Annotated in this window: 3 protein-coding genes and 1 pseudogene; 3 read left to right on the top strand and 1 reads right to left on the bottom strand. The window is 53.1% G+C overall.

The annotated features are described in order from the left end of the window. The 3 genes and pseudogenes from ACEW8P_RS24345 to ACEW8P_RS24335 form a co-directional block, all read left to right on the top strand. Positions 1 to 303, top strand: a pseudogene (locus ACEW8P_RS24345) (hypothetical protein); the annotation flags it as partial. A 178-nt stretch (positions 304 to 481) separates the two neighbouring features. Continuing rightward, on the top strand, positions 482 to 1,507 hold the full coding sequence (locus tag ACEW8P_RS24340; RefSeq protein WP_373515661.1) for a glycerophosphodiester phosphodiesterase family protein: 1,026 nt from the start codon (positions 482 to 484) through the stop codon (positions 1,505 to 1,507). Positions 1,508 to 1,559: 52 nt separating this feature from the next. Next, complete coding sequence (locus ACEW8P_RS24335; protein ID WP_373515660.1) at positions 1,560 to 4,049, top strand: CehA/McbA family metallohydrolase; 2,490 nt, start codon at positions 1,560 to 1,562, stop codon at positions 4,047 to 4,049. A 12-nt stretch (positions 4,050 to 4,061) separates the two neighbouring features. Here ACEW8P_RS24335 and ACEW8P_RS24330 read toward each other — a convergent pair. Continuing rightward, a partial coding sequence (locus ACEW8P_RS24330; RefSeq protein ID WP_373515659.1) for a hypothetical protein occupies positions 4,062 to 5,052 on the bottom strand: 991 nt, incomplete at its 5' end.

Here is a 5,052-nt window from a genome sequence, read left to right as displayed (position 1 = left end):
CCCATGTTTGGAACGGGTACAGTAGTTTATGGGCAATTGGGCTACAAAATGGCCGACGACCTGCTGGGTAGTCAGGGTACTTTGCAGCCTTACGCATCGGTGCAGCATTCCAGTTATGACCGCCTGGAAAACGGTATGAATATCTTCAATGTCGGCGTGAACTGGCTGATGAAAGGCCACACTGCCAAACTGAGCCTGAACTACGAGAATCGTCCTATTTATAAAGCTGCCTCAGCCCCTAACATGATGACGACCGACGGTCGCCGTGGGGCATTGATTATGCAATACCAGATTTCGATTTGATTTTTTTGGTTCGAATCATTGCTGAATAACATGTTGAGCTTCAATCAGATGATTAATTGTGTTTAACTAATTTATTCTTCAATTTTAAAGATTCCTTAACGCAGAATATTTTAGTGATGCAACAGCGATTCGTACCTTTCAAGCCAGGCAGCGTACTGCCGTAAGATAAAATTATCCTATGTCTTCATCCTCTGCCACAGATGATTCTGAATTGTGGGATGCTTTCCGGGTAGGGGACTGGATGCGCAGAAATATTAGCCGGGGATACCCGATTCTACTACTCATTGCCCTAGTCGCTATCCCCGGCTTCAACTCATTTTCCCAATCTCCAAAACTTCACGTCCTCGACCTGGAAAGCCCCGCTCAACTGCGGGCTTTCCTGCGTTACACCCCTGACCGCATTCCGTTCGTGAGCGCCCATCGGGGCGGGCCGCGCTCGGGCTATCCCGAAAACTGCCTGGCTACCTTCGAGAACACGCTCCACCGTACCTGGGCAATCCTGGAAATCGACCCGCGCTACACCAAAGACAGCGCCATCGTCCTCATGCACGACCCGACCCTCGACCGGACTACAACGGGCCACGGCAAGGTATCCGACCACACTTTGGAAGAATTGAGGAAACTCCGACTGAAAGACACGGAAGGCCAAGTCACAGAGTGCAGCATTCCTACCTTGGGTGAAGCTTTGGAATGGGCGAAGGGAAAAACAGTGCTCGTGATTGACACCAAGGATGTTCCTATCGCGGCGCGGATAGAAGAGATCACAAAACATCGTGCAGAGGCCAACGCCATGGTCATGGCTAATAATTTTGACGACGCCAAACTAGCCTATTCCCTGAATCCTGAGGTAATGATGGAAGTCTTTATTCCCGACCAAGCCGCTGCCGATCAGTTCGGGCAAACGGGCGTTCCCTGGGAAAACGTCGTGGCCTTTGTCACTCACACGCAGCCAAAAGACGCTGCTATTTTCCAATACCTTCACGATAAGGGTGCGATGGCAATAGTGGGTAGTTCGCGTACGATCGACAAAGATTTCACCGAAAAGAAAATTTCTAAAAGTGAACTGGATAAAGGCTACCGCGCGATCATCGCCTCGGGAGCAGACATCATCGAAGCCGACCTGGCCATCGAGGCGGGCGAAGCACTAATGAGGCGTAAAGAGATGAAGAGTTCAAAAGATAAATACTTCGAGAAAAGACCGTAAAGACATGGGATGCAGGAAGGAAATATACTTTTTATCAGGGAAATTCTGGGCTATGATGGTACTTTTCGTACTCTTGGTAGCACCTGCCGTTGGCGGTGAGATTGTCCGCCTGAATCAAAAAAACCTTAACCTGCTGCCAGGCGGAAAGGAGGTGGACGGCATGGAGGGCGACTGGCTGATGCGTAACAGCTTGGTCGTGGCCGTGATTGGCGCAGCTGACCCTGACCGGGAGGCCAACCAAATGGTATCGTCCATTCAGGGAGCGGTAATCGACTACACCAGCCGCCGGGCCAACAACGACCAGTTGGTGGTGTACTATCCGCAGGGCGCGAGGGTGGACATAGCCTCGGCCGACACGATCATCGTATTGCGGGCCACCGGGGCCAGCGTTCAGTTGCGGGCGATCAGGTATCCTACGCCCGCTGAACCGTTCACTGCCTCGACAACCTACACCCTGAACGATAGAGAAGGTTTTCTGCGGGTGACGACGACCTACGAAAACAAAACCGGCAAGCCCTTGGCCGTGCGTACCTACGATCAGTTGCGTTGCGACAACAAAGTGGACGACGTTGCCCCGAAAGAAGCCAGTCGTTTGGCCTACCTCCAAAACGATTGGTACCACGCCGCCTACGGCGTAGCCACCACCAATCAGAAACTTTATACGGAAGGAAAAGTGGGTCGCAAGAACTTAATCAAACTGGGCTACGAAATTCAGTACGCAGAGGATTCTGTGCGGTTACCGCCGGGCCAGCAGATTACTATTTCGCGCGTCCTGCTCACGGGAACGGATGTGGCGGATTTGCAAAAACAGTACATGGCTTTCAGCGGCGAAAAATATCCGGCTCTGGCGATTGACCTAAAAAATACGACGGGGAAAGCCGTGTCGGATGCATTTGTCACGGTTCGGAATGCCCAGGAGGCGGTGCTATCTTCCTCACTGACTGACTCCTCGGGCCAAGCATGGTTGTACCTGCCACCAGGTCGGTACTTCGTGGATGCCACCAAACTTGGTCATGATACTTTGCGCCGGGAAATTTCGATTCCCAACGATAAAATGCTTGCCCTCATAATGCAATCCGAAACGAAAATACTGTTTCGGGTGACCGGGACGAAGGGAGAGGTGCTGCCCGTGAAAGTGGAATTTCGGGGCGTGAATGGAACGAAAAATCCGACCCTGGGCCCAGATACGCGCAGCGAAGGCGCTTTCAGTTTATTCTACAGCCACACCAAAGATTTTACCGTCCCGCTCCCGCCGGGAAACTACCAGGTCATCGTCTCGCACGGCCCGGAATATCAGGCCGGAGTACAAGAAGTTTCGCTGGCCCGAGGGGAAGCCAAACCTCTGGTAATCCAGATGCAGAGGCTTTTCTCTACCCCAAACTGGATCATCGCCGACCTGCATAACCACTCTACGGGTAGCGGCGATTCCAACGTAGGCCGCGAGGATCGGGTTATCAATCTGGCCGCCTCGGGCATCGAGTTTGCCCCGGCCACCGAACACAACCGCATCAGTTCCTACACCGAGGTCATTCGGTCGATGGGTTTTCAAAACCTCATCGCGTCGGCGGCGGGGATCGAGCTAAGCGGACGACCCGGTCCGGGCGACATCAATCACCAAATCGCCTTTCCCCTGCGCACCAAAACTGGACGCGGCTACGGTGCGCCCAAAACGGACAAGGATCCGCTGGTGCAAATGAGTCGCCTGTACCACTACGACCAGGATCGCTTCAAACTCATGCAACAAAACCACCCGAACATCGGCTGGCTGTATTTTGATAAAGACAGGGATGGAGAAATAGACCAAGGGTTTGGCACCGAAAGTATCACGGATGTCATGGAGATTCGGGAAACGCTTGCAGAACTACCCGAGACGGTCAACGGCGGAAGCACGGATACCCGCTCGTTCCATTGGCTGCAGATGCTGAATCTGGGTTACCGAATTTTTGGCACCGCCAATTCGGACAACCACTCGGTTGGCCACGGCAGCGGTTCGTTGTTCAACTACGTGTACGTCAAGCGCGACAAACCCGCCAAGATCGACGCCGTGGAAGTGGCGGAGCAGGTCAAAAAAGGCCGCGTCGTTATCAGTGACGGGCCTTTTCTGGATGTCAGGATGAACGGTGCCTTTCCGGGCGAAGAAATTAAAGCCATCGACGGGAAGGTAAATATTCAGGTGAAGGTAATGACAGCCAACTGGGCACCTATCAATACGGTGCAGATTTTGGTCAATGGCCGGGCGGACAGTAGCCTTATTTTTACAAAAAGAACGCACCCGGCGATGTTCAGAAATTCACCCGCCGTCTTTGCCGAAACTATTCCTCTGGTTCTGAAATCTGATGCCCACCTTATCGTTTTGGCTTACGGAAAGGGCGAAAATATAGGTCTGGTAACGGGTGGAAAAATGAAAACGGCCTTGCCCATTGCCCTCGCGAATCCTGTATTCGTCGATGTGGACGGCAATGGTTTCACGCCCAACCACGATTTACTGGGGCAACCATTGCCGACGGGAAAAAAGAAAGGGGACGAATCGGAAGTGGAGTGAGAGGCCTGCCACCTACCACCATTGCCATTCCGAGCGGTGCTTTTTGAGATAAGCCACCGCCGGCTCAGCACCGTAGTACCGAATTTCGCCTGACTCGTACCGGATCACGCAGACCACTCGCCCGTTTTGCGCAGCATCGATGTAATTTGCGTAGTGATAATCTTCGGCAATGTACAGGTTGCGAAACTCATCCAGGTACTTTCGCCATTGGTTGATATCACCATGGGCGTCGGCGTCGGCCACGATGGGCAATTGGCCAATCCATCGCTCCTTGTACGGGAAGTGTCGCATCCAGTCGGAATTACCGAAGTGCGCCCCCGGAATGGCGTTGTAGCCCGCTTGTCCGTCCAGTCCGTCGTCGTACACCTGATAAGCGTTGGTCATAGTATAATCTAGTTCCGGGTAAAAAAGCGTATTCAGGTTCAGCATGGGTTCGACGACTTGCTCTTTAAAGTCTGTCCAGGGCAGGCCCTTTTTCCCCAACGCGTAAGCCGCTTTGTATTCCGACAACTCCTGCGCCGACAAATCGGGCGGAATAAGCATATTGGAAACGTGGTCGGCGGGTTGTCCGCTGGGCCATTGCAGCCGGTGGCTATAATTTTCGGGAAAGTCCACTATTTCCAGCGGATAGCCCTTTTGATTGGCGTAGGCGCGGGCTTGCTTCACCATCTGACTCATGCCTTCGGTGGTGTCGATTTGTTTTTCCGTGATCTTGACTGCCAAAAGATTAAAACCCATCGCGGCAGCCGTATCGACCATGCTGCTGTCGCCCGGCGGGCTCTTATGCTCCGCATGAAAAATACGGTACTTTCCTTCCGGGATTACCGCTGGGGTTCCCTCTTTCAGTTGTTTATGCGTAATTCCCCGTCGGACGCTACCCGCCAAAATCTGCGCGGAATGCAACACGTAGTAGGTACTGTAAAGGCGCGATGCCCATCCGGGACGATCGCCGAACCCACCGTCCGGGTTCTGCAACGTATTGAGCCAATCCAGACAAGTGGCG

The sequence above is a fragment of the Persicitalea sp. genome (assembly GCF_041751555.1).
GTDB lineage: Bacteria > Bacteroidota > Bacteroidia > Cytophagales > Spirosomataceae > Persicitalea.
This window is presented reverse-complemented; position numbering and strand designations above follow the sequence as displayed.